The organism is Frateuria soli, from assembly GCF_021117385.1.
Classification (GTDB): domain Bacteria; phylum Pseudomonadota; class Gammaproteobacteria; order Xanthomonadales; family Rhodanobacteraceae; genus Frateuria_A; species Frateuria_A soli.
In genome coordinates, this window is sequence record NZ_CP088252.1 from 1,578,413 (window position 1) to 1,604,046 (window position 25,634).

Consider the following 25,634-nt stretch of genomic DNA (forward strand, 5'->3'; position numbering starts at 1 on the left):
ATGCCGATGCCGCTGTCGGACGAACTGCTGGGGCGGATGGATGCCTACTGGCGCGCGTCCAACTACCTCACCGTCGGCCAGATCTACCTGCAGGACAACCCGCTGCTGGAAGTGCCGCTGGAGCGCCGCCACATCAAGCCGCGGCTGCTCGGGCACTGGGGCACCACCAGTGGGCTGAACTTCCTGTACGTGCACCTGAACCGGCTGATCAAGGCACACGACCTGGACATGGTCTACGTGATCGGCCCGGGGCACGGGGGCCCCGGGCTGGTCGCGCAGTCGTACCTGGAGGGCACCTACACCGAGTTCTATCCGGACATCGAGCGCGACAGCAACGGCATGCGCCGGCTGTTCCGCCAGTTCTCCTGGCCCTACGGCGTACCCAGCCACGTCGCGCCGGAGACGCCCGGCTCGATCCATGAGGGCGGCGAGCTCGGCTACTCGCTGGCGCATGCCTTCGGCGCGGCGTTCGACAATCCCGACCTCGTCGTCGCCTGCATCGTGGGCGACGGCGAGGCGGAGACCGGCGCGCTGGCGACGAGCTGGCACTCGAACAAGTTCCTCGATCCGGCACGCGACGGCGCGGTGCTGCCGATCCTGCACCTCAACGGGTACAAGATCGCCAACCCGACGCTGCTCGCGCGCATCACGCCGGAGGAGCTGGAGTCTCTGTTCCGCGGCTACGGCTACGAGCCGTTGCTGGTCGAGGGCGACGATCCGGCCACCGTGCACCAGCAACTGGCCGCCGCGCTGGACCGCGCGCTCGCGCGCATCGGCGAGATCCAGCGTACCGCCCGCGCCAGCATGGACCGCCCGCCGGAGCGGCCGCGCTGGCCGATGATCGTGTTCCGCACGCCCAAGGGCTGGACCGGTCCGAAGGTGGTCGACGGCCTGCCGGTGGAAGGCACCTGGCGCGCCCACCAGGTGCCGCTGAAGGATTTCGACAAGCCCGGGCACGTCAAGCTGCTCGAGGACTGGCTGTTGAGCTACCGCCCGCGCGAGCTGTTCGACGCCGAGGGCCGCCTGAAGCCTGAGCTGGCCGAACTCGCGCCGACCGGGCGCCGCCGCATGGGCGCCAACCCGCACGCCAACGGCGGCATGCTGCTGCAGCCGCTCACCCTGCCCCGCTTCCGCGATCACGCGGTGGACGTGCCCTCGCCCGGCGCGGTGGAAATGGAATCCACGCGCGCACTCGGCAAGTACCTGCGCGAGGTGATGCGGCTGAACGCCTCGGCACGCAACTTCCGCCTGTTCGGCCCGGACGAGACCGCCTCCAACCGGCTGCAGGACGTGTTCGAGGCGACATCCAAGACCTGGATGGCGGCGATCGAGCCGGTGGACGTGAACCTGGCGCCGGAAGGGCGCGTGATGGAGGTGCTGAGCGAGCACCTGTGCCAGGGCTGGCTGGAGGGCTACCTGCTGACCGGCCGGCACGGGTTGTTCTCGTGCTACGAGGCGTTCATCCACATCATCGACTCGATGTTCAACCAGCACGCCAAGTGGCTCAAGACCACGCGCCACATTCCCTGGCGCGTGCCGATCGCCTCGCTCAACTACCTGCTCAGCTCGCACGTGTGGCGGCAGGACCACAACGGCTTCTCGCACCAGGACCCGGGCTTCCTCGACCACGTCGCCAACAAGAAGGCTGACGTGGTGCGCATCTACCTGCCGCCGGATGCCAACTGCCTGCTGTCGATCGCCGACCACTGCCTGCGCAGCCGCAATTACGTCAACGTGATCGTGGCCGGCAAGCAGCCGGCTCCGCAGTGGCTGGACATCGACGCGGCCGCCCGCCACTGCAGCGTCGGCGCCGGCACCTGGGAATGGGCCGGCAACGCCGGCGACGCCGAACCGGACGTGGTGATGGCCTGCGCCGGCGACGTGCCGACGCTGGAAACACTCGCCGCGGTCACCCTGTTGCGCGACTACGCGCCGGACCTGCGCGTGCGCGTGGTCAACGTGGTCGACCTGATGGTGCTGCAGCCACCCGGCGAGCATCCGCACGCGCTGAGCGACCACGACTTCGATGCGCTGTTCACCCGCGACCGGCCGGTGATCTTCGCCTTCCACGGCTACCCCGGGCTGATCCACCGCCTCGCCTATCGCCGCCACAATCACGACAACCTGCACGTGCGCGGCTACAAGGAGGAAGGCACCACCACCACGCCGTTCGACATGACGGTGATGAACAACCTGGACCGCTACCAGCTCGCGCTGGACGCGATCCTGCGCGTGCCGCGGCTGGCGCACCTCGCCTCGGACGCGACCGACCGCTACTGGACGACCATGGAGCGCCACCGCCTGTACATCAGCGAGCACGGCGAGGACCTGCCGGAGGTGGCGCAGTGGCGATGGACGCCCGGGACGCGACCGGCGTGAACCCGGGCGGCATCCATGTGCTGGCGGTCAACTGCGGCTCGTCCTCGCTGAAGTTCGGCGTGTTCAGGGCGCGTGGGTGCGAGATGCACCCGCGCGTCACCGGCGAGGCGCAGGCGATCGGCAGTTCGGCCGGCCTGCTGCGCGTGCGCGACGGCCACGGCGGCGTCACGCTGCACGAGGAGACCGTCGCGATCGCCGACAGCGTGCAGGCCTTCGGCCGCATCGCGCGGCTGCTTGCGGGCATGGACGTGCCGGCCCCCGACGCGATCGGCCACCGCATCGTGCACGGTGGCCCACGCCTGCGTGCGCATGCGCGCATCGACGCGGCGGTCATGGCGCAGCTGGAGGCGGCCAGCATCTTCGCGCCGCTGCACGTGCCGGCGGCGCTGTCGGTGGTCCGCGCCGCGCAGGCGCGCTACCCGTCGCTGCCGCAGGTGGCCTGCCTGGATACCGCGTTCCATGCCGCGCTGCCCGAGGAGGCGCGCACCCTGCCCATCGATCGCGCGCTGCTGGCCGAGGGCGTTCAGCGCTACGGTTTTCACGGGCTGTCGTGCGCCTCGATCCTGGCGCAATGGCCGGAGGCGCCGCCACGGCTGGTGATCGCGCACCTGGGCAGCGGCGCCAGCGTCACCGCGGTACGCGAGGGTCGCTCCGTCGACACCAGCATGGGCATGACGCCCAACGGCGGCGTGGTGATGGCCACCCGCAGCGGCGACCTGGACCCGGGCGTGCTGACCTGGCTGATCCGCGAGAAGGGCATGGATGCGCGCGCACTCGAACGGCTGGTCGATCACCGCTCCGGGCTGCTCGGCATCTCGGGCATCAGCGGCGACCTGCGCCGGCTGCGGCAGGTGGAACGCAGGGAACCGGCCGCGAAGCTGGCGATCGGCATGTTCGTGCTCTCGGTGCGCAAGCAGATCGCCGCCATGACGGCGGTGCTGCACGGCATCGACGCGCTGGTGTTCACCGGCGGCATCGGCGAACACGACGCGCAGGTGCGTGCCGACATCTGCGAAGGACTGGGCTGGGCGGGCATCCGCCTGGACGCGTCACGCAATCGCGGCGGCGCGCTGCGCATCGGCACGCGCGACGCCGCCTGCGAGGTGCGCGTCATGCCCTCGGAGGAAGAGCGCCAGATCTGCCGGCACGTGCACGCGCTGCTGGCCGGCACGGGCGATCAGCGCGAGGACAGCGCCTCGCCGCCATCGCAGTCGCCCAGCAGCTTGGACGCTCGCAACCAGGCCGGATCGGGATAGTAGGCGAACACCACCGAGCGATCAGCGATCGCATCGATCAGCTTGTGCGCCACGCCCGCGCGCACCGCGGGACAACCCCAGCTCCGGCCGAGCCGGCCCTGGCTCTGCGCAAACGTCTCGCTGACGTATTTCGCCCCGTGGATGACGATCGCGCGCTCCTCGGCGCGGTCGTTGAAGCGTCCGTCGATGCCCTTCAGTCGCAGCGAATAGCCGTTGTGCCCGTTGTAGGTGCCGTCGGTGACGAACGTCCCGATGCTCGACATCAGGCTGCCCGGCCGATTGGAGAAATGCGTCGCCATGTTGTCGCCACTGTTGCGCCCATGCGCCACCCGCTCGTGGAACAACAGGCGCGGTTGCTGCCCGAGCCGGAACACCCACAACCGCGGCGTGGTCGAGGGCAGCGAATAGTCGATCACGCTCAGCGTGTTCGCCGGCATGCTTCGCTGCACGCAGGCCAGCGCTCGGGAAGCCAGCGCCAGCACTTTCGGATTGGCCTTCGGCGCGGCCTGGCTCAAGGCCCGGGCCAGGTGATCGGAAGCGGAGGGGGACGCGCCGGCGCCCAGCGGGGCGAGGCACAACGCAGCGGCGGCGAAACGACGGAGGAAAGCAGGCATGGACAGTACGGCAGCCAAAATCCTAGCTTGCCGTGCTGGGCCTTAATAAATCGCTAGGGGTGCTCGGGTGCCGCCTCGGGAGCCGCCTCCCGCGCCTCCAGCAGCGTGCCGTAGGGCACCGGCTGGCCGCCGCGCGCCGGCAGGTCGGTGACCAGCACCGTGGTGCCGACCGCGATGCGCGCGCGCAACCGGGCACCGAACGCATCGGGCACCTTGAGCTCGCCGGCCAGAGCGCGCGGCGCGGGCGCCGGCCCCTCGCCGAGCACGCGGTAGGCCGACCACAGTCCGCCGTCCCGTTCCACCGGCTCGGCGGCTTCGGCACGCCGGACATACAGCAGCATGCCGCCGACGGTGAAGTCTTCCGGCACGCTCAGCGGCGTGCTCGCGATCAGCTTGCCCGACTGGAGCACGTAGAGCGCCCGGTCGTGCGTGCTCGCCACAACGCTCACCGGTCCGCCATCGTCCGGCGGCCACGACGTGTCCGTTCCGCCGGGCTGCAAGGGCTCGGCGCCGCCCAGTCCCAAGGGAGCGATCGCGGCGGGATGATTGATCTCCGGCGGCGCCACGCGCTGGTCGGCCACCACGACCACGGTGCCGCGCGGGCTCACTTCGAACAGGCGCTCGGCAAAGGTCTCGGGCAGGCGGATGCAGCCGTGCGAGGCCGGATGGCCCGGCAGCGTGCCGGCATGGAGCGCGAGCCCGTCCCAGGTCAGGCGCTGCATGAATGGCATGGGCGCGTTGTCGTACAGGTTGGAATAGTGCACGCGCTCCTTCTGCAGGATCGTGTACACCCCGGTCGGCGTCTCGTACCCGCGCCGGCCCGTGCTGATGCGGCTGGCGCCGATCGCCACGCCGTTGCGGTAGACGTAGATGCGTTGCTCGTCCAGGCTGACCAGCATCACCACCGGCCCGACGGGAGCCAGCTCGGGCCGCCAGAACGGCTTGTCCGTGGCCCACCCGGACACCGGCCATGCCAGCAGGGCAAGCACGCTCCAGAGCAGCAGCACGCTAGGGCGAAGGCGCGCAGGGCGCCATCCGGACGCGGCCATTCCAACGATGTGTTCCACGGACGATCTCGCATTGGGCGAAGCCATGCTGGTGTATGCCAGATCGCGTCTGCTTGACCAGAATCAACCGGTTGCCGGCCCGCTCAGCCGCGCCGGTCCGCATCCGGTGGCTTGGCCACCGGCAGCCGCCAGCCATAGCGGATGGCCATGAAGCGCAGGCCGAAGCACAGGCCCGCGCCGGCGAGCGTGGTCGCCGTGGGCGGCAGGTGCAGCATGTCGCCCAGCACCACCACGCCGGCACCGGCCAGCGCGGCCACCGCGTAGAGCTCGGCGCGCAACACCGTGGGGATGTCCGACACCAGCACATCGCGCAGCATGCCGCCGCCGATCCCGGTGAGCATGCCCAGCAACGCGGCCATGCCGGGTGCCAGGCCGTAGGCGAGTGCCTTCTGCGCGCCGGCCACGGCGAACAGGGCCAGGCCGGCCGCGTCGGACAACTGCATCGGATTGCGCATCCGCTCGATGGCCGGGTAGCGGTAGAAAGTCAGCAGGCCGGCCAGCAGGGATACGCCGAGGTAACGCCAGTCCTCGATGGCCGCCGGCGGCGTGGCGCCGATCAGCAGGTCGCGGGTGATGCCGCCGGCGCAGCTCGCGGCGAACGAGAGCACCAGCACGCCGAACAGGTCCAGCCCGCGCCGCACGGCGACCAGCGCGCCGCTCAGCGCGAACACGAAGGTGCCGAAAAGGTCGAGAAACAACAGCAGGGTGTGGAGGGCCCGCGTCGTGTCGATCATCTGCCTGGCCTGGGTTCGCTTCGGTTTGGGTCGCGCCAGCTTAAAGCAGGCGGCGTGGATCGGGCTCCGTCTCCCGGCCGGTGAGGGGAAGGGGTAGCCGGCATGACGCCGCAGCTGGTTCGAGCGGGTCGCAGCTGGTTCGAGCTGGACGCGACCGGTTACGTGGGACCCGCCGGCCGACCCGGCGCGGAGCCTTGGCAGCGGCCTGTCGGACGCCACGCCCGGCCTGCGCCTGCGCTACGAGATCCGGCGCGAGGTGGCGCCCTGGCCTCTGGCGACGTCGCTTCGGCGGTACGGCGGATCACGGCGGAGAGCTGTTCGAATGGCAGTGGGTGGCAGGCGTGCGCATCCGGCTTTGAGCGCGCGTGCGGTCGCTGTGCCATCGGCTTCCGCACCGGGACCTGTCGGCTTCGCCATCGGGACTCTCGGACAGCCATGCACGGCGCGGCGACCCGCTCGCGGCGGCAAACGGTTCACCTTTGCTTGCCGTCCAGGTCAGCGATCAACCCCTTCATTTCGCCGATCTCGCGCCGCTGCGAAGCGATGATTCCGTCGGCCAGCTTGCGCACCCGGGGGTCGGAAATATGGGCGCGCTCGCTGGTCAGGATGGCGATGGAGTGGTGGGGGATCATCGCCCGCATGTAGGCCACGTCGCCCACCGTGGCCTGGCTGCGCGCCAGATACCACGCACCGAAGAACACCACGAGCGCGCCGGCGATGATGCCGGCGTTTGCGCCGCGCCGCGGGTACATGCGCCACATGAAGCCGAGCATGATGACCGCCATCGCAGCGCCCATGACCAGCGCCATGTAGGCGCGCGTCTGGCTCCAATAGACATGTGACCATTGTTCGGCGGTGAAGTACATGAGGCCATACATCACGACGGTGGACACGATCACCATGGCCGCGAACGACGCGTAACTGCCCTTCATCGCACTCTCCATTTCGCTGCGAATGGAGGACCAACATACGGTCCGAGCGCGTCGTCGACGCGTGAGCCCCGCCCGCGGGTCGATCGCAAGCACGACCTCTCCCGCCACCGCACGCCCGAATGCTCCGCACAAGCGCATCGTCCTGCCGTTGCGCGTTATCACTGCCGGCCACCGCGTCCCGACGGCGGTGCGGCCCGATCACCCTGCCTGCGCCAATGCAGGCTTCGGGCCGGGAACGCGACCGCGTGCCAGGGCTGAACGGAGTCCCGCCGGCAGCCCTCGTTAAAGCATCGGCAGCATCCCTTTCGCATCGCCTAGACAGCGGCGCACGGAAACTACATCCAGTTGTTTTGGAACGTGTTTCGCCCAATGAACATGAACGTCCGCAGCCCTTCCACCATCCGTCGCCATCCCGGTTTCATCCGCGACCACGACTGGACCATCAATGGCCCGGCGATCGGCCCCGAGCAGACTCCGCGCTGGCCCAGCGACGGCGATGCGCCGCAGGACCGTCGCCACGGCGACATCGAATGGCCGACCGAGGACCGCCGCATGCCGCGCGTGCCTGTTCCGACCCCGGAACCCGAGGAGGAGGACGACTTCCCCTGGATCTCTCCCACGCAACCGGCGACCTGCTGGCTGATCTGACCCGCCGGACTACGCACGCATCGGATACGGGCGCGACTTCGGTCGCGCCCTTCGCTTGCGTGCGATTGCGGCCGCCGGCCGCAAGTCGGGCCAGGCGGTCGCTCAGGCCCCCATCCGCTCCAGCACGGCCACCGGCAGGGGCTGCAGCCACTCGGCGGGATCGAGGCTCCCGTCCACCGTGGCAACGCCCTCGCCCAGCACGTTGCGATAGCGGCCCGGCAACAGGTCGTGCACGCGCAGCCCCGGCGGCAGCAGCGCGGCCGAGGATCCGGCCAGCCAGGCGGGCGTGGCGGCGCCGAGCAGCCTGCCTGCCGTGTGGCGCAGCGCGAGCACCACGACGGCATGACCCTCGAGCTTGCGCTCGAAGACGATCAGCTCGTTGCCGGCCCCATCGTCCGCCGCCTTGCACGGCAGGGCGCGATAGCTCCCCTGGGCGAACAGGCTGCCGTGGCGCTGGCGCAATTGCAGCAGCTCGTGGATCACGCGCTGTTTGACACGGCCATCGCGCCAGTCCCGCAGCAACCGTTCCCACGAGGCCCCGGCATCCAGCGCGCGCCGGCGCGCGTCGAAGTCGACCGGCCGCCGGTTGTCGGGGTCGACCAGGCTGAAATCCCAGAACTCCGTGCCCTGGTAGGTATCCGGCAGGCCGGGCGTGGTCAGCCGCAGCGTCGTCTGCAACAGGCTGTTGGCGGCACCGGCGGCGCCGATGCGCTGCACGAAGGCGTGCAGTTCGGCGGCAAATCCGTTGGCCGGTGCCAGCAGCGCGGCGAGGAAGCGCTCGCAGCCATCCTCGTAGGGTTCGTTGGGACGGGTCCAGCGCGAGCGGCGCTTGGCCTCGCGCAGCGCCTTGCGTTGCCACCCGGCGACCCGTTCGCGGAAGTCGTCCAGCCCCCGGGCCTCTTCCGGCGCCAGCGTGAGCGGCCAGGCACCGACCAGCGTCTGGTAAAGCATGTACTCGTCCGCCGGAGAGGGCGCCGTCGCGCCACCGACCAGCGCGCGCAGCCCCGCGTTGCGCCCGCGCCAGCGCTCCACCGCGGCGGCCCAGTGCGGGACCACGGCCGCGTGCGAGAGCACCGCCAGGCGGGCACGCGCATCCTCGCCCCGCTTGTGGTCGTGGGTCGCGGTGGCCAGCAGGTTGTGCGGGTAGTCGCGCGCGCGCTCGGCGCACAGTGCATGGAAGCTGGGGATGTCCAGCGCCAGATGGCCCGGGTCGGCGCCGACCTCGTTGCGCGAGAGCAGGCGCCCGTAGCGATAGCAGGCGGTGTCCTCCACCGCCTTGGCGGCCATCGGCGAGGTGGCCTGCTGGAAGATGCGCATGGCCCGCTCGCGGGCCCGGCGCACGCGCCCCGGCGGCAACCCGCGCGGCGCCTGGCCGCCGAGCCAGGCGGCGACCTCGGCGAGCAGCTCGCGGTCCTCGATGCGCACGCTGTGGCGGGCGCGGGCATAGGCTTGCTGGAAGACCGCCTCGTCGACCGCGTCGCGCCCGAGGCCACCGGCGTAGGTGCGGTACACCGGAAAGTGCACCAGCAACTCCACCAGCACGCGACGGATCGCCGGCAGGCTCACGTCGCGCGTGGAGACATCGGCGCGGGCGGCATCGAACAGCGCGCGTGCGGTGCGGTCCAGTTCCGCCTCGAAGCTGTCGACCAGAATCTGCAGCCGCGCGGCGCGTGCCACCGCGGCGAAATCGGCGCGCTCGCCGCTGACCGATTGCCACAGCGCGGTCAGCATGTTTTCTCCCGCGCCGTCATGCAGCAAGGCACCGACCTGATCCATGAACTCGTACCCGGTGGTGCCGTCCGTGCGCCAGTCCGGCCGCAGCCGCTCGCCCTCGGCAAGGATCTTCTCCACCACGAGATAGGCCGTTCCGCGCGGTGCACCCGCGGGACGCAGGCGCTGCAGGCGGCGCAGCCGGTGGCGCAGCTGGCGACAGTAGCGGTGCGGATCGGCCAGGCCGTCGACGTGGTCCACGCGCAATCCGTCGATCAGTCCCTCGGCGTAGAGCCTGAACACCAGTGCATGGCAGTCCTCGAACACGCGCGTACGGTCCATGCGCAGGCCGACCAGCTCGTTGATGTCGAAGAAGCGCCTGTAATCGATCGTGTCGTTGGCCAGCTTCCACAGCGCCAGGCGGTAGTGTTGCCGCTCCAGCAGGGCATGCAGCGCGTGGAAGCCGGCATCGCGACTGCCGTCGTGCGCGGCGAGCACCGACGACTGCCCTTCCCCATGCGGCGCTTCGATGGTCCCGGGCGCGAGCGGCAGGGGGTTGTCGTGCACGCGCAAGATGTACTCCCCGCCCTCCCGGTCCAGCCGTACATCGCCATCGCGCAGCGCCTGCGCGTAGGGCTTGCCCAGGATGGGCAGCAGCACGTGGCCGTGCACCAGCGGGTCGGGGCTGCGCCAGTCGATGTCGAAATAGCCGGCGTAGTGGCTGGCGCGCCCGTGGCGCAGCACATCGGTCCACCACGCGTTGCCGGGGCCGGCGAACATGTGGTTGGGCACGATGTCGAGGATCAGCCCCATGCCGTGTGCACGCAGCTTGCGCACCAGCCGCTGCAAGGCGGGTTCGCCGCCCAGCTCGGGGTTGATCCGGTGGTAGTCGATGACGTCGTAGCCGTGCGTCGAGCCGGGACGTGCGGTGAACAGCGGCGAGGCGTAGAGATGACTCATGCCCAGCCTGGCGTAGTAGTCGACCTGGGCGGCAGCGTCGTCCAGGGTGAAGCCGGCATGGAACTGCAGGCGCGCGAGGGCACGCGGCGGACTGGGCACGGGGGGACTCACGGCAGGATCCTTCGACGCCGCCTCGCCACGTTCAGGGCGAGCGACCGTTCACGCCCGCTCGTCGTCCGGGAGCGGGCCCGGGCGGGCGGCCGCAGTGGCGGGAAACCTTCCCGGGGAATCCGTCCCCTCGCCCCCGGCGACGCCGCGGGAGCGGAGGCCTGGGCGCGAGGCTGCCCGTTCACGATGTGCCGCGCGCGGCGGCGACCGCCCCGCAGCAGGCGCGCGCCGCCGGACCGTCGAACAGCAGCGCGGCGGTTTCCGGCAGCCGCCGGCGCCAGTTGGGGTGGAGCGCATCGGTGGGTCCGGGCAGGTTCGGTTGCTCCGGCAGCGCCATCAGGTCCTCGGCCGGTATCACCACCAGCGGTGCCGGCGCCCGCGCCACGTGGCCGGCCGCCGCGATCGCCACGGGCACCACGTCCTCCGGCGAAGGAGGCCGGTCTTCGTCTGGTGAACCGCCCGCGTCCCAGGCCGCGCCCGAAGCACACAGTGCGCGCCAGAGCCGGGTCCGGTCGAGCGCGCGTTCGGCGACCTCGTCCACGCCGGGCTCGGCCAGGCCCGCGCGTGCGCGCCACTGGATATCGCGCCCGCTCCACCAACCGGCCACGGTCGGCACGTCATGGGTCGAGGTGGTGGCCATCGCTTCCGCCGACCAATGCCCGGGCGCGATGTAGCCGCGGTCCGCCGCGCGCTCGAACCACAGCACGCGGATGCCCAGCACGCCGGCCTCGCCGATGCGCTGGCGGAAGTCGGCCGGCACCGTGCCGAGGTCCTCGCCGATGACCACCGCGCGGTTGCGATGCGACTCGATCGCCAGCAGCCGCAGCATGTCCTCGAAGGGGTAGCGCACGTAGGCGCCCCCCGTGGCGCCGTGGCCGTGCGGCACCAACCACAGGCGCTTGAGGCCCAGCACATGGTCGATGCGCACGCCACCGGCATGCGCCAGCGCGGCGCGCAGCATGGCGAGGTAGCCGGCGTAGCCGCTGCGCTTCAGGCCCGAAGGCGAGAAGGTGGTCAGGCCCCAGTCCTGGCCGTGTCGGTTGAGCAGGTCCGGCGGCGCGCCCACCGACAGGCCGTGCAGCAGCTCGCCCTGGTGACTCCAGGCCTGGCTGCCACCGGGATCGGTGCCGACCGCGAGGTCCGAGATCAGCCCGATGGCCATGCCCGAGGCGCGCGCTGCATGCTGCGCATCTTCCAGTCCGCGCATGGCCAGCCACTGCAGGAAGGCATGGAAGGCCACCTCGCGGCTGTGCTCGCGGGCAAAGGTGGTTACCGCGAGGCCGGTCGGGTCGTGATACTCGGCCGGCCAGGCCTGCCAGCCGCCCGGGATGTCGTGTGCGCGGAAGTGCACCTGCAGCGCCTCGAAGCGTGCATGGCGTTCGAGCGCCTCGCCCCGCTCGCGGCGGAAGGCGCGGAGCGCAAGGGTGAGCTTGGAATCGGCCGTGGACCATTCGAAGAGCGTGCGCAGGAGCGTCATGCGCGCGCGTGCCGCGCGCGGCCAGTCGATCAGATCGAGCCACTCCAGTTCGGCCATCTCCTGGCGAAGGTTGTGCGCGTCGGTCACCGTGCGCAGCGCGGAGGCCCCGCCCACGCGGCCGGGGTCGACGTAGAGCGGGTTGAGGAACAGCCGGCTGGAGGGCGCGTACGGGCTGTATCGCTCCGGCGCCGCGGCGAACAGCGCATGCACCGGGCTGATCGCCAGCGCGTCGGCGCCGCGGGCGGCCGCGGCGCGCGCGCACTGTTCCAGCGCCGTGAAGTCGCCGATGCCGCCGTCGCCCGGTCGACGCAGGCTGGCCAACTGCACGGCCACGCCCCAGGGGCGGCGATGGGCGCCGGCGACGTCGCCCACGCCGAACGCGCGCGTCGGGGCGACGGCGAGCGTGCATTCGTCATCGCCCAGCAGCAGACGGTAGTAACCCGGTATCGACGGTGCACGCAGTTCGCGCCCGTCCGCCGGCACGATGCCCTCGCCGACCGGACTGCCCTGCTCGTCCTCGATGCGGTAACGGCGTTGCGTGCCAGCGCGTGGCAGCGCGAAGGACTGGCCGGCATCGGCCACCCGCAGGCGCGGCAGCCGCGTGTCTTCGCGCTCGCGGCGCAACCGGTCGAGGCTGGCGTCGATGTCGTCTTCGTTCGCGCACGGCAGGCCGAGCGCATCGAGCACGGCGCGCAGGGTGGGCGGCGCGACCTTCTGCGGCCGGTCGTTGGCGTCGCGCCAGTGCACGTCCACCCCGGCCAGGTCGGCAAGCTCGGCGAGGCGAGCGTCCAGTTCGCTCACGATCGACCTCGCCGGGGAACGCCCCTGGGCGGGCGGGCTGGACAATGGGCTCCCTGCCGCCCGGAAGGGCCGCGCGCAAGATGCGCTCCTGCAGGGACGCGGGGGACAACGGTGAAGCTCATGCCGAAGGTTCCAGGAAAACCAGGGTGCAGGCGGGCGCGAGGCGGCCTTCGGCCAGGGCGGCGATCGCCGACGCCTCGCCGTGCAACCATCGCGCATCGGGTGTTGGCTTGGCGTCGACGGCAGACGCACGTTCGCCGAGGTTGCAGTAGACATGCAGGCGCAGGTCGCCCAGTTGCCAGTGCGCGTGCAGCGCGCGGTCGCCGATGGGCCGGGCGCCCAGCGATCGCGCCTTCCCCAGGCGTCGCACCAGGTGCTGCCGCCGCTGCGCCAGCAGCAGGCGGACCAGGGTGAGCCGCGCGAGGCCTTCCGCGCTGCCCGCTTCGGCCGGGTCCAGCGCGGATCGCTCGAAGGTGGCCGGTGCATTCGGATCGGGTACGTCGCCCTTGCCGTGGCTCTCGAAGTCGGCGAACTCCTTGCGTCGCCCCTCGCGCACGGCGGTGCGCAGTTCCTCGGTCTGGTGATCGGTGAAGTACAGGAATGGCCGTCGGCTGCCCCACTCCTCGCCCATGAACAGCATCGGCACCGAAGGGGTAAGCAGCAGCAGCGCGAGCGCCGCTTCGATGAGCTTCGGTTCGACCAGCACGTCCAGCCGTTCGCCCAGCGCGCGGTTGCCGACCTGGTCGTGGTTCTGCAGGAAATCGACGAAACACAGCGGGTGCAGGTGCCCGCTCGGTTCGCCGCGGGGCCGGCCGCGCATCGGCTCGCCCTGCCAGGCGAAGCCTTCGCCCAGGCAGCGCGCCAGCTTGTCGATCGGGCCGTCGGCGTAGGCGCCGTAGTAGCCCGCCCGCTCGCCGGTGAGCAGCACGTGTATCGCGTTGTGGAAGTCGTCGTTCCATTGCGCGTCGAAGCGGCCCGGCCCCAGCAGTTGCGCCTGGTTGGCTTCGTTCTCCAGCACCAGGTGCAGGTGACGCTCGCCGGCCACCGCATGCACGCGTGCGGCAAGCGAGAGCAGCCAGGACGGATTGTGCAGGGCGTGCACCGCGTCCAGCCGCAGGCCGTCGAAGCGATACTCCTGGAGCCAGTACAGAGCGTTGTGCACGAAGAAGTCGCCCACCGGCGGCAACGCCACATCGATCGCCGTACCCCAGGGGGTCGACGGGCTTCCGGTATGGAAGAACGGCGAGGCGTATGCGCCCAGGTCATTCCCGTCCGGACCGAAATGGTTGTAGACCACGTCCAGGATCATCGACAGCCCCAACCCGTGCGCCGCGTCGACCAGCGCCTTGAGCTCGTCGGGTGTGCCGTAGGCGGCGGCCGGGGCGAACGGAAGCACGCCGTCGTAGCCCCAGTTGCGCTGGCCCGGGAACTGGGCGATGGGCATCAGCTCGATCGCGGTGACGCCCAGCGCGTGCAGGCGCGGCAGCATCGCATGCACGCCGGAGAAGCCGCCGCAGGCGCCCACGTGCAGTTCGTAGACCACCGCCTCGTGCCACGGCCGTCCGCGCCAGCCGGCGTGCTGCCAGGCGTACGCGCCCGGATCGACTACCACGCTGGCGCCGTGTACGTCGCCCGCTTCCTGCAGTCGCGAGGCCGGGTCGGCCACGCGTCGGCCGCCACCGACCTGGAAGCGGTAGCGGGTGCCGGCCGGTGCCTCGCGGATGCACTCGTGCCAGCCGTCGTCCAGTGCGCGCATCGGCTGCGATCCGCCCGGTTCCAGTTCCAGCCGTACCTGTGCCGCATCGGGCGCCCACAGCCGGAAGCGCGTTCGTCGATCGCCCTGCAGTTCGGCGCCGTAAGGCATGGCGTGGCGAAAGCGCCCGCTCATGCACCGTCCTGCCGCGGCGCGGCGGAAAGCAGCATGACGCTCAGGCCCTTGAGTTCGAGCGAAGGCTCTTCGACGTTGCGTTCGGGCGCATCGGGGTTGCCTGTATCGATGTGCAGGCGCCAGGGCAGCGGCGGCTCGGGCAGCACGAAGGCGTGTGGTTCGCCGGTGCCGTTGATCAACAACAGCGTCACGTCGATGTGGCGCCGGCCCTTGGGGCACGCACGGCGCAGCATCAGCAGACGACCCTGCGCGTCGTTCCAGTCGCTCTGCTTCATCACGCTGCCGCGTTCGTTGTACCAGGACACCGGCGCCAGCCCCGGCAACAGGTCGGGGCCGCCGTGCATGAAGCTGTCCGCGCGCAGGGTCGGATGCTGCTCGCGCAGGCGTATCAGGCGGGCGACGAACTCGATGAGCGCGTGGCTGCCATCGGACTGCGCCAGCTTCCAGTCGAGCCAGGAGATCTCGTTGTCCTGGCAATAGGCGTTGTTGTTGCCACCCTGGCTGCGGCCGAACTCGTCGCCGCCCAGCAGCATCGGCGTGCCGTGCGAGAACAGCAGCGTGGCGAGCATGGCGCGCTTGGCGCGGCCGCGTGCGTCCAGAATCGCGGCGTCCTCGGTCGGCCCCTCGGCGCCGTGGTTGTTGCTCTCGTTGTCGTTGGCGCCGTCGCGGTTGTCCTCGCCGTTGGCTTCGTTGTGCTTGTGCTCGTAGCTGACCAGGTCCTCGAGGGTGAAACCGTCGTGCGCGGTGACGAAGTTGACCGAGGCCCACGGGCGGCGGTGCTGGTGGTCGAACAGTTCGGACGAGCCCTGCAGGCGGCCGGCCAGCGCGCCGCGCAGGCCGGCGTCGCCCTTCCAGAAACGACGCACGTCATCGCGGAACTGGCCGTTCCATTCGCCGAAGCCGGGCGGATGGTTGCCCAGCTGGTAGCCGCCGGGGCCGACGTCCCACGGTTCGGAGATCAGCTTGACCCCATTGAGTACCGGGTCCTGGCGCATGGCGTCGAACATGCCGCCGTTGGGATCGAAGCCGGTCGCCTCGCGGCCCAGGGTGACACCCAGGTCGAAGCGGAAACCGTCGACGTGGAAGTTCTGCACCCAGTAGCGCAGCGAATCCATCACCAGCTGCAGCACGCGCGGGTGCGCGGTGTTGACCGTGTTGCCGGTACCGGTGTCGTTGATGCAGTGGCGCGGGTTGTCCGGCAGCAGCCGGTAGTAGCTGGCATTGTCCAGGCCGCGGAAGGAAAGCGTGGGACCGAGTTCGCTTCCCTCCCCGGTGTGGTTGTAGACCACGTCCAGGATCACCTCGATGCCGGCCGCGTGCAGCGCCTGCACCGCGGCACGGATCTCGTTGAGCGCGCCCTCGGCCAGGTACGAGGGCTCCGGCGCGAAGAACGCCAGCGTGTTGTAGCCCCAGTAGTTGCGCAGCTTCATCTCGGCCAGCCGGCGGTCCTGCACGAAGGCGTGGACCGGCAGCAGCTCGATCGCCGTGATGCCCAGGTGGACCAGGTGATCGATGACGTAGGGGTCGGCCAGCGCCAGGAAAGTGCCGCGCTCGTGCGGGCGGATGCGCTTGAGCGTGCGCGTCAGCCCCTTGACGTGCGCCTCGTAGACGATGGTCTGCGACCAGGGCGTGCGCGGGCGCTGCGTGCGGCCTTCCCAGTGCATCGGCTCGTCGACCACCACCGCCTTGGGCATCGCCGCGGCGCTGTCGCGCCGATCGAAGGAAAGGTCCGCGCGCGGCGAGGACACCCGGTAGCCGTGCAGCACGTCGGACCAGCGCAGTTGCCCGGCGAGCTGGCGCGCGTACGGGTCGAGCAGCAGCTTGTTCGGGTTGAAGCGGTGGCCCTGCTCCGGTTCGTAGGGACCGTAGGCACGGTAGCCGTAGAGCTGGCCGCCACGCAGGCGCGGCAGGTAGCCGTGCCAGATTTCGTCGGTGCACTCGGGCAACGTGTAGCGGGCGATCTCGCGGCGGCCGGAGGGATCGAACAGGCACAGTTCGATGCGCTCGGCGTGCGCGGAGAACACGGCGAAGTTGGTGCCGATGCCGTCGCAGGTGGCGCCCAGCGGGTAAGGCGCGCCTGGCTGCATGCGTTCGGGGAGCGTGGGCATCAGCATCGCTCCTTTGCTTGGGTATCGGCGTGCCGGGCCGAGGCAGGGCTGCCGCCATCCCACTTCCGGGCGCCTTCGCCCGCAGACGGGGGAAGGATGGTCTGCCGCGAGGCCTGTTCGCGAGCCATCCCCCGCTTGGCAGGGGAAGGTGCCGACAGGCGGATGGGGGTCGCCGGGGCGAGATGCTTCATACCGGCTCCGCCAGGTAGATTACGGTTGCGAGCGGCGGCAACGTCAACGCCAGCGACCACGGCTGGCCGTGGATCGGCGCCGGCTCGGCGTGTGCCTCGCCCTGCCCCACGCCGGAGCCGCCATAGCCCGCGTCGTCGGAGTTGATCGCCAACTGCCAGCGCCCCTCTCGCGGCACGCCGATGCGGTAGTCGTGCAGCGGCGCGGGCGTGAGGTTGCTCACCACCAGCGCGGGACGCGCGCCTTCCGCGAAGCGCAGCCAGGCGAACACGCTGTTCGACGCGTCGTCGCCAATCGCCCAGCGGAAGCCGCGCGGGTCGCCGTCCCAGGCGTGCAGGGCCGGCTCTCGCGCAAGCAGATGGTTGAGATCGCGCAACAGTTGCTGCACGCCGCGGTGGCGCGGATCGTCCAGCAGGTGCCATGGCAGTTGCGCGTCGTGGTTCCACTCGGTCGGCTGCGCCAGCTCGCCGCCGGCGAACAGCAGCTTCTTGCCCGGGTGTGCCCACATGAAGCCGTAGTAGGCGCGGAGGTTGGCGAAGCGTTGCCAATCGTCGCCGGGCATGCGGCCGAGCAGCGAGCGCTTGCCGTGCACCACCTCGTCATGCGACAGCGGCAGCACGTATTGCTCCGAGTAGGCGTACACCATCGAGAAGGTCATCTCGTGGTGGTGCCAACGCCGGTGAATCGGGTCGCGCGACATGTACTCGAGCGTGTCGTGCATCCAGCCCATGTTCCATTTGTAGTCGAAACCCAGGCCGCCCTCGGTCGGCGGGCGGGTGACGCCGGGCCAGGCGGTCGATTCCTCGGCGATGGTGAGCACGCCGGGGTGGTGCTGGTGCACCACGGTGTTGAAGCGTTTCAGGAAGGCGATCGATTCGAGGTTCTCGCGCCCGCCGTGGATGTTGGGCACCCACTCGCCGTGCTTGCGGCTGTAGTCGCGGTAGAGCATCGAGGCGACCGCGTCCACGCGCAGGCCGTCGACGTGGAAGCGCTCCAGCCACGCCAGCGCGCTGCCGATCAGGAACCCCGAGACCTCGCTGCGGCCCAGGTTGTAGATCAGCGTGTTCCAGTCCTGGTGGAAGCCTTCGCGCGGGTCGGCGTGTTCGTACAGCGCGGTACCGTCGAAATGTGCCAGGCCGTGCGTGTCGGCGGGGAAATGCGCGGGCACCCAGTCGACGATCACGCCCAGGCCCGCCTCGTGGCAGCGGTCGACGAAGCGGGCAAAGGCCTCCGGCGGACCGTAGCGCGCGGTCGGCGCGTACTGGCCCAAAGGCTGGTAGCCCCAGGAGCCGCCGAACGGGTGCTCGGCGACCGGCAGCAGTTCGACGTGGGTGAAGCCCATGCCGACCAGGTACGGAATCAGGCGCTCGGCCAGCGTGTCCCAGCCCGGTGACCGGCCGTGTTCGTCGCGCCACCAGGAACCGGCGTGCAGTTCGTAGATGGACAGCGGCGCGTCGAGCCGCTGGCGCGTGGCGCGCTCGGCCATCCACGCGTGGTCGCTCCAGCGCAAGGGTTCGACGTCGGCGACGACCGATGCGGTGGACGGCGGCGCCTCGGTGACCAGCGCCACCGGATCGGCACGCTGCTGTACCGAGAAATCGGCGCCGAGGATCTCGTATTTGTATCGCGCACCGGTTCCCAGGCCCGGCACGAACAGCTCCCACACGCCATGCGGCAGGCGCAGGCGCATCGGGTGGCGGCGGCCGTCCCAGTGGTTGAAGTCGCCGACCACGCTGACCCGCCGTGCATTGGGCGCCCACACCGCGAAGCGCACACCGCGCACACCCTCACGTTCATCCGGATGCGCGCCGAGCTGGCGCCAGAGTTCCGGATGCTGGCCCTGCGCGAGCAGGTCCAGGTCGTGCTCGGCGAGCAGCGATCCGAAGGCGTAGGGATCGTCCAGTTCCTGCATCGCCGTCGGCCAGTGCACGCGCAGGCGATAGTCGCCCTCGCCCGGCACCACGCCCGCGAACAGGCCGTCGGCCAGCGGCGCCAGCGAGGCGAGCACCTGGCCCTGCGGATCGATCGCCTCGACGCCGTGCGCGCCTGGCTGCAGCGTGCGCACCACGCGCTGCCCGTCGACCCGGTGCGGACCGAGCACGGCGAAAGGATCGCCATGGCCTGCCTGCAGCAGGGCGTCCACCGCTCCGGGGTCGAGCGCGCCTGCGTTCACGTCGGGACTCCGCCGATGGCGGCCTCGTCGGTCAGCCGCAACAGCCCCTGCAGCGGCACGCCCAGCCAACCCGGCCGGTTGGCGGCTTCGTAGGCGATCTCGTAGGCGGCCTTGTCCAGCAGGAACAGCTCGAGCATCGGCGCCAGTGCCTCGGCGCGGATCCAGCGCACCGGCGCCCGGTCGAGCACGGCGACGTAGGCAGCCAGAAACACTTCCGAGGCGCGCAGCCGGAAGCGTTCCAGGTACGGCGCGTAGAGCGGATCCTCGATCGGTGCCATGCCATCTTCCCCCCGCTGCGCGACGGCGGCCACGTAGTCGAGCGAGCGCAGGAAGCCGGCCACGTCGCGCAACGGCGTGGTCTTGATCCTCCGGTCCGCCAGCGGGCGAGCCGGCTCGCCCTCGAAGTCGATCAGCCAGGCGTCGCCCTGCACCACCAGCACCTGGCCCAGGTGGAAGTCGCCATGCACGCGCGTGCGCAGCGCATCCTCGCCGCGTGCAGCCAGGGCATCGATGCGCTGGCAAAGCGCATCCCGCCGCGCGAACAGCCGGTCGCGCTGCGTGCGCAGCGCACCATCCTCGGAGACGAGACTCTCGAGCGCTTCCAGTGCGCGCCCGAGCTGCGCGCGGGCGTCGTTTGCCCATTCGCCCACGTCGGCCTTGCCCGCGGTCTCGGGCCGGAAGGCGTCGTCGTCGCTGGGCTGCGCGAGCACCGCGTGCAACTCGCCCAAACGCGTACCCACGGCGGCGGCGAAGCTGTCGTAGTCGGCCAGGATCTCCGCGCGGGCGGCATCGTCCGCGGCATGGCTGAATTCGTCCCAGGTGCGATGCAGGTAGTCGAGCGTCCAGCGCCAGGCATCGCCCTGGTTGCGCACGAAACCCTGCAGCACGGCCAGCGCGGAGGGAACGCCATCGGCGCCCACGTGCAGCACCTCGCCCAGCAGCGGCGGGGTGTTGGCGTAGCCCACGCGGGTCAGGTGACGGCCCATCTCCAGTTCGGGATTGATGCCGTGCGAGATGTGCCGGTAGAGCTTGAGCATGCCGTGCTCGTGCACGATCACCGAGCTGTTGGACTGCTCGGCCGACAGCCAGCGGTTCTCGGTGTCGGGTGGGAACTCGAGCGCGTCGAAGGCGCCTGTCGCGGTGAACCGGATGGATCCGCCCCGCTTCAGTGGCAGCTCCAGTCGCTGGCGCAGGCCGCGCAGCAGGCCGGAGACGAAGGCATCGAGCACGAAGCCGTCGGTGAGGTAGCCCACGCGGCGGCCACGGCGCACCCGCGCCAGTGCCAGTTGCTGGGCGCGCGCGGGCGGGTTCTCGTCTTCCCAGATGATGCCCAGCGGGAGGCAGTAGCGTTCGATGCCCTGGTCGTTGAGCGTGGTGATGATCTCGGTGATGATCAGGTCCTCGCCACGGTCCGGCCACGGCTGGCCGTACATGACGTTGATGGAGGCGATGCCGCGGTCCTTGGCGCCGAACCAGCGGCGTCGGCCGAGGTAGGTCGGCAGCACGTCGCGTTCGAGTGCGCCGCGGTGGTGCGCCATGACCGGCCCATCCACCAGCGGGCCGCGCAGCACCAGCGTCTCGAAGTCCGGCATCGGCTCCGCCGGTACCTGGTGCCAGGCCGGCATCTGCGCGTTGGCGCAGAGCTGGAAGGCGTAGAAGCCGAATGGCGGCAGGGTCAGCAGGTACGGCAGGCGCCCGATCGGCGGAAACGAGGTACCGCCGAGGATCTCCACCGGCACGCGGCCTTCGAAGGCGCCCAGGTCCAGTTCGACCGCCTGCAGCGTGCGCGACATGTTGGCCACGCACAGCACCTGCTCGTCCTCGTACTCGCGCAGGTAGGCCAGGATCTTGCGGTTGCCCGGGTAGAGGAAGCGGATGCCGCCGCGGCCGAACGCCTTGTAGCGCTTGCGCACGGCCAGCACGCGGCGGGTCCAGTTGAGCAGCGAATGCGGATCGCGCGCCTGTGCCTCGACGTTGACCGCCTGGTAGCCATACAGCGGGTCCATGATCGGCGGCAGCACCAGCTTGGCCGGGTCGGCCCTGGAGAAGCCGCCGTTGCGGTCCATCGACCATTGCATCGGCGTGCGCACGCCATCGCGGTCGCCCAGGTGGATGTTGTCGCCCATGCCCAGCTCGTCGCCGTAGTAGAGCACCGGCGTGCCCGGCATGGTGATCAGCAGCGAGTTCATCAGCTCGATGCGCCGGCGGTCGCGTTCGAGCAGGGGCGAAAGACGGCGGCGGATGCCCAGGTTGATGCGCGCGCGGCGGTCGGCCGCGTAGGTCTCCCACAGGTAGTCGCGCTCGGCGTCGGTGACCATTTCCAGCGTCAGCTCGTCGTGGTTGCGCAGGAAGATCGCCCACTGGCAGTTGTCGGGAATCGCCGGGGTCTGGCGCATGATGTCGGTGATCGGGAAGCGGTCCTCGCGTGCGATCGCCATGTACATGCGCGGCATCAGCGGGAAGTGGAACGCCATGTGGCATTCGTCGCCGTTGCCGAAGTAGTCCTGGGTGTCCTCGGGCCACTGGTTGGCCTCGGCCAGCAGCATGCGGTCGGGGTAGTGCTCGTCGATCTCCTTGCGGATCAGCTTGAGGATGTCGTGCGTCTCGCGCAGGTTCTCGTTGTTGGTGCCCTCGCGTTCGATGAGGTAGGGCACCGCGTCCAGGCGCAAGCCGTCCACGCCGATGTCCAGCCAGAAGCGCATCACGCCCAGCACGGCCTTGATCACCGCTGGATTGTCGAAGTTGAGGTCGGGCTGGTGCGAGAAGAAGCGGTGCCAGAAGTACTGGCCGGCGACCGGGTCCCAGGTCCAGTTCGACTTTTCGGTGTCCAGGAAGATGATGCGCGTGCCCGCATAGGCCTGGTCGGTGTCCGACCACACGTAGAAGTTGCGCGCGGCCGAGCCGGGCCGGGCCAGGCGTGCGCGCTGGAACCAGGGGTGCTGGTCGGAGGTGTGGTTGATCACCAGTTCGGTGATCACGCGCAGGCCGCGCGCGTGCGCCGCGGCGATGAAGCGCCGGGCGTCGCCGAGCTTGCCGTAGTCCGGATGCACGTCCTTGTAGCCGGAGATGTCGTAGCCGTCGTCGCGCCGCGGGCTCGGGTAGAACGGCAGCAGCCAGAGCGTGTTGACGCCCAGCTCGGCGATGTAGTCGAGCTTGTCGATCAGCCCCTGGAAGTCGCCCACGCCGTCGTCGTTGGAGTCGAAGAACGACTTGACGTGCACCTGGTAGATGATCGCGTCCTTGTACCAGAGCGGATCGCTGGTGAAGCTGCGCCTGACAGTCCTGGGCTGCGTGTTCATGCCGTCCCTCCTGCCGCGAAGCCTTTGTAGGAGCCCACTTGGGGGCGATGCTCTGCTTTGATGCGCCAAGGCAGGAGCATCGCCCACAAGTGGGCTCCCACGAGGAAAGGCGACGTGCGGGGCATGTTCATGCCTCCACCCGCCAGATCGCATAGGGCATGCCCTGCCCCAGCCACACGTGCTGCCGCCCGCCGCGCCAGGTCAGCGTGAGGTCGTGCAGCAGGTCCTCGACGGTGAGCGGCGTGTCCTCGCCCACGTCCCAGTCGGCCAGCGGCAGGTGCAGGTCGGCCGAATGGGCGTGGTGCGGATCGAGGTTGATCGCCACCAGTACCCGGTCGCGCCCGCCCGGCGCCGTCTTCTCGAAGAACAGTACCTGGTCGTTGTCGGCGCGCAGGAAGCGCACGCCGAGATGGCTCTGCAGCGCCGGCTGTTCGCGGCGGATGGCGTTGAGCTGGGTGATCTCGGCGACGATGTTGCCCGGGGCATTCCAGTCGCGCGGCTTGATCTCGTACTTCTCCGAGTCGAGGTATTCCTCCTTGCCCGGGATCGGCACCGACTCGCACAGCTCGAAGCCCGAATACATGCCCCACAGGCCCGACAGCGTGGCCGCCAGCGCCGCGCGGATCAGGAACCCCGTGCGGCCGGAGCGCTGCAGGAAGTACGGGTTGATGTCCGGCGTGTTGACGAAGAAGTTGGGACGGAAGAAGTCGCGCGGCGCGCCGTGCGCCAGTTCGGTCAGGTAGTCGACGAACTCCTGCCTGGTGTGGCGCCAGGTGAAGTAGGTGTAGGACTGGCTGAAGCCGAGCTTGGCCAGCCGGTACATCGGCTTGGGCCGGGTGAAGGCCTCGGACAGGAACAGCGCGTCGGGGTACTCGCTGCGCACGCGCGCGATCATCCACTCCCAGAACGGGAACGGCTTGGTATGCGGGTTGTCCACGCGGAAGATGCGCACGCCCTCACCCGCCCAGTACAGCACCACGTCGCACAACGCCTGCCACAACGACGGCACGGCGTCGTCCTGGTAGAAGTCGACGTTGACGATGTCCTGGTACTTCTTCGGCGGGTTCTCCGCGTAGCGCAGGCTGCCGTCCGGCCGCCAGTCGAACCATTCGGGATGCTCCGTGAGCCAGGGATGGTCGGGCGAGCACTGGATGGCGAAGTCGAGCGCCAGTTCCAGCCCGTGCTCCTGCGCGGCGTCGCGCAGCGCGCGGAAGTCCTCGATCGTGCCCAGTTCGGGATGGAGGTCCGTATGCCCGCCCTCGGCCGAACCGATCGCGTAGGGGCTGCCCGGATCGTGCTCGCCGGGCGTCAGGCTGTTGTTGCGGCCCTTGCGGAAGGCGCGGCCGATCGGATGGATCGGCGGGAAGTACAGCACGTCGAAACCCATCGCCTGGATCGCCGGCAGCCGCCCGATCACGTCGCGGAAGGTGCCATGGCGGCCCGGGTCATCGGTGATCGAGCGCGGGAACAGTTCGTACCAGCTGGCGAACTGCGCGGCGCGGCGATCGACTTCGAGGCGAAGCGGCGGGTGTTCGACGGCGAATGCGCGCAGATCGGCCTCGGTCAGCGTGCGGGCGGTGTCCTCGGCGGTCAGCAGCCGGTAGCGCGCCTCGTCGTCGTCGGCCCTGGCCAGGGCCGAGGCCAGCGCACGCAGGGGCTTGCGCCTTGCCGGCGTGGTGCCGGCCGCGGTCTGTTCGACCAGATGCTGGCCTTCGCGCATCTCCAGCGCGATCGGCACGCCAGCGCCGTGCTTGGCGACGATCTCGTGACGGTAGCTCGCGTACGCATCGCGCCAGGCCTGCACGGTGTACTCGTGGCGACCCACCCGGGCAGGCGTGAAGTGGCCGCGGTAGCGATCGTTGCCGAGCGCTTCCATCCGTTGCTCGTGCCAGTGCCTCTCGTCCAGCGCCCGCCAGCGCAGCACCACCGCCAGCCGGTCGTGGCCATCCATGAACACGTCCGCCTCGACCGTCACCACGTCGCCGACCACGCGCTTGACCGCGAAGCGGCCCTCGTCCACGCAGGGAGTGACCGCCTCGATGGCGATGCGCGGCGCCTGCGTGGCGGCGGCCAGCGCCTGCTTGCGGGTGGCCGCAGAGGTGCGCGTGGCGACCGGCGGCGTGCGCGTACCTTCGAACACGCGTGCCTCGCCCGGGCCGAGGGTGAGCGGTTCCGTGGCCGGCCCGCCGTCCGGGGCGGTCCAGTCCCCGTAGATGCTGGCCGCGCCGCCGGCTACCGCGCCCAGCGCGACCGGGGTTTCCACGTCCAGCCGCGCATTGAAGAGGGACAGCCACGCGCGCTCGCCCTGCCGGCGCAGCACGCCGACCCATGCGTCGTCGATATGGATGGCCGACGGCGTGCGCGCCTGCGGGCCGAGCCCGCGCAGCCAGTCGTTGATGGCGCGGATCTCGGCGGCGATGTCCAGTGCCTGGTGCTCGTCGCGCTCGAAGCCCGCGGGCATCAGCCAGCCGGCGGCACAGGTGGCGGCGAACCATGCGGCGCGACGGCGGTGGCGCCCGGCATGATCGCGTTCGCCGAAGACCAGGTCGGCGGACGGGTCGCCGAAGGGCGCCGCGGCGCAGGCCAGCGGTGGCGCCACCGCGGCCACGCGGCGCAGCTCGCGGCCGAACCAGCCAGCGCGGAAATCCCACCACTCGGCCGAGCAGAAGGCGTAGTCGAAAGCAGCCTCCTTCAGGGCGGCCAGTTCCTCGGGTGCCAATCCCTGGGTCCAGCCCAGGAACAGCGCTTGCGGGGCCTTGCCGCGCAGGCCATCCACCAGGTGCGCCCACCATGCCGCGGGGGCGGCGTCCAGCGACCGCAGGCGCAGCCCCGCGGCCCCCGCCTGCAATGCCTCGCGCAGCCGCTCGCACCACCAGGCCAGCGCCTCCGGCGCCACGGCATCGTCGTGGAAACGCCAGTGCACGCCGGCCTCCACCGCCGGACGGCGCGGATCGGGCAAGGCGGAGGCATCGGGCAAGGCGCGGAACCAGTCGGGATGTCCGGCGCGCAGGGGCAGATCGGCCGGCAAGGGGCGCGCCACGTCCACGTCCAGCAGCAAACCCAGACCGTGGTCGCCGCACAAGCGGGCCATGGTGCCGATTGCCGCCACCCCCTCATCGAGCAGCCCGGAAGGTGCAAGTACGTGGCTGAAGCCGAGCTCCGCTGCGTGCGCCAGCCATGGCGTGCGTGCGCCGCCGCCGGCATCGAGCGCGGCCGGCAAGCTGAGGATGCGGGGCGGCGCGGCCGCATGTGCCGGCATAGTGTCTCCAGGGTTGGGGGATGGGCTTGCCG

Annotated in this window: 15 protein-coding genes; 4 read left to right on the forward strand and 11 right to left on the reverse strand. The window is 70.4% G+C overall.

The genetic code is table 11. From position 1 onward, the window contains the following. Both LQ771_RS07265 and LQ771_RS07270 read left to right on the forward strand, forming a co-directional pair. Positions 1-2,379: a phosphoketolase family protein gene (locus tag LQ771_RS07265; protein WP_231351679.1), complete on the forward strand. Its 2,379-nt coding sequence runs from the start codon at positions 1-3 to the stop codon at positions 2,377-2,379. Beyond that, on the forward strand, positions 2,352-3,635 hold the full coding sequence (locus tag LQ771_RS07270) for an acetate/propionate family kinase (RefSeq protein ID WP_231351680.1): 1,284 nt from the start codon (positions 2,352-2,354) through the stop codon (positions 3,633-3,635). Before LQ771_RS07265 ends, LQ771_RS07270 begins: the two co-directional genes overlap by 28 nt. Here the strand turns inward: LQ771_RS07270 and LQ771_RS07275 are convergent. The 3 genes from LQ771_RS07275 to LQ771_RS07285 form a co-directional block, all read right to left on the reverse strand. Further along, entirely contained in the window at positions 3,557-4,249 is a 693-nt protein-coding gene (locus LQ771_RS07275) for a murein L,D-transpeptidase catalytic domain family protein (protein WP_231351681.1), read from the reverse strand. The genes LQ771_RS07270 and LQ771_RS07275 overlap by 79 nt on opposite strands. 53 nt (positions 4,250-4,302) lie before the next feature. Next, the gene (locus tag LQ771_RS07280; protein WP_231351682.1) at positions 4,303-5,316 is read right to left on the reverse strand and encodes a L,D-transpeptidase family protein; all 1,014 of its coding nucleotides are present in this window, start codon (positions 5,314-5,316) and stop codon (positions 4,303-4,305) included. Positions 5,317-5,399: 83 nt separating this feature from the next. Then, entirely contained in the window at positions 5,400-6,050 is a 651-nt protein-coding gene (locus LQ771_RS07285) for a trimeric intracellular cation channel family protein (RefSeq protein WP_231351683.1), read from the reverse strand. A 232-nt stretch (positions 6,051-6,282) separates the two neighbouring features. Here LQ771_RS07285 and LQ771_RS07290 point away from each other — a divergent pair, with 232 nt between their 5' ends. Then, complete coding sequence (locus LQ771_RS07290) at positions 6,283-6,597, forward strand: hypothetical protein (protein ID WP_231351870.1); 315 nt, start codon at positions 6,283-6,285, stop codon at positions 6,595-6,597. Here LQ771_RS07290 and LQ771_RS07295 read toward each other — a convergent pair. Next, the gene (locus LQ771_RS07295; RefSeq protein ID WP_231351684.1) at positions 6,524-6,982 is read right to left on the reverse strand and encodes a DUF305 domain-containing protein; all 459 of its coding nucleotides are present in this window, start codon (positions 6,980-6,982) and stop codon (positions 6,524-6,526) included. The genes LQ771_RS07290 and LQ771_RS07295 overlap by 74 nt on opposite strands. 369 nt (positions 6,983-7,351) lie before the next feature. Here LQ771_RS07295 and LQ771_RS07300 point away from each other — a divergent pair, with 369 nt between their 5' ends. Further along, positions 7,352-7,630: a hypothetical protein gene (locus LQ771_RS07300; protein WP_231351685.1), complete on the forward strand. Its 279-nt coding sequence runs from the start codon at positions 7,352-7,354 to the stop codon at positions 7,628-7,630. A gap of 102 nt (positions 7,631-7,732) precedes the next feature. Here the strand turns inward: LQ771_RS07300 and treY are convergent, their stop codons facing one another. The 7 genes from treY to LQ771_RS07335 all read right to left on the reverse strand — a co-directional run bounded on the left by treY (position 7,733) and on the right by LQ771_RS07335 (position 25,602). Beyond that, positions 7,733-10,411 carry a malto-oligosyltrehalose synthase gene (gene treY, locus LQ771_RS07305; RefSeq protein WP_231351686.1) on the reverse strand — a complete coding sequence of 893 codons (2,679 nt, stop codon included), beginning with the start codon at positions 10,409-10,411 and terminating at the stop codon, positions 7,733-7,735. Positions 10,412-10,589: 178 nt separating this feature from the next. Next, positions 10,590-12,686 carry a 4-alpha-glucanotransferase gene (malQ, locus tag LQ771_RS07310; RefSeq protein ID WP_231351687.1) on the reverse strand — a complete coding sequence of 699 codons (2,097 nt, stop codon included), beginning with the start codon at positions 12,684-12,686 and terminating at the stop codon, positions 10,590-10,592. Positions 12,687-12,804: 118 nt separating this feature from the next. Beyond that, the gene (gene treZ / locus LQ771_RS07315; RefSeq protein WP_231351688.1) at positions 12,805-14,574 is read right to left on the reverse strand and encodes a malto-oligosyltrehalose trehalohydrolase; all 1,770 of its coding nucleotides are present in this window, start codon (positions 14,572-14,574) and stop codon (positions 12,805-12,807) included. After that, a complete protein-coding gene (glgX, locus tag LQ771_RS07320; RefSeq protein WP_231351689.1) occupies positions 14,571-16,682 on the reverse strand; it encodes a glycogen debranching protein GlgX in 2,112 nt (703 codons plus the stop codon). The genes treZ and glgX overlap by 4 nt, the downstream gene beginning before the upstream one ends. A gap of 187 nt (positions 16,683-16,869) precedes the next feature. Next, positions 16,870-19,044 (reverse strand): 1,4-alpha-glucan branching protein GlgB, encoded by a 2,175-nt coding sequence (gene glgB, locus LQ771_RS07325; RefSeq protein WP_231351690.1) that lies wholly within the window; start codon positions 19,042-19,044, stop codon positions 16,870-16,872. Then, positions 19,041-22,343: a maltose alpha-D-glucosyltransferase gene (gene treS / locus LQ771_RS07330; protein WP_231351691.1), complete on the reverse strand. Its 3,303-nt coding sequence runs from the start codon at positions 22,341-22,343 to the stop codon at positions 19,041-19,043. The genes glgB and treS overlap by 4 nt, the downstream gene beginning before the upstream one ends. A 127-nt stretch (positions 22,344-22,470) precedes the next feature. After that, complete coding sequence (locus LQ771_RS07335; protein ID WP_231351692.1) at positions 22,471-25,602, reverse strand: alpha-1,4-glucan--maltose-1-phosphate maltosyltransferase; 3,132 nt, start codon at positions 25,600-25,602, stop codon at positions 22,471-22,473. Positions 25,603-25,634: the final 32 nt, after the last annotated feature.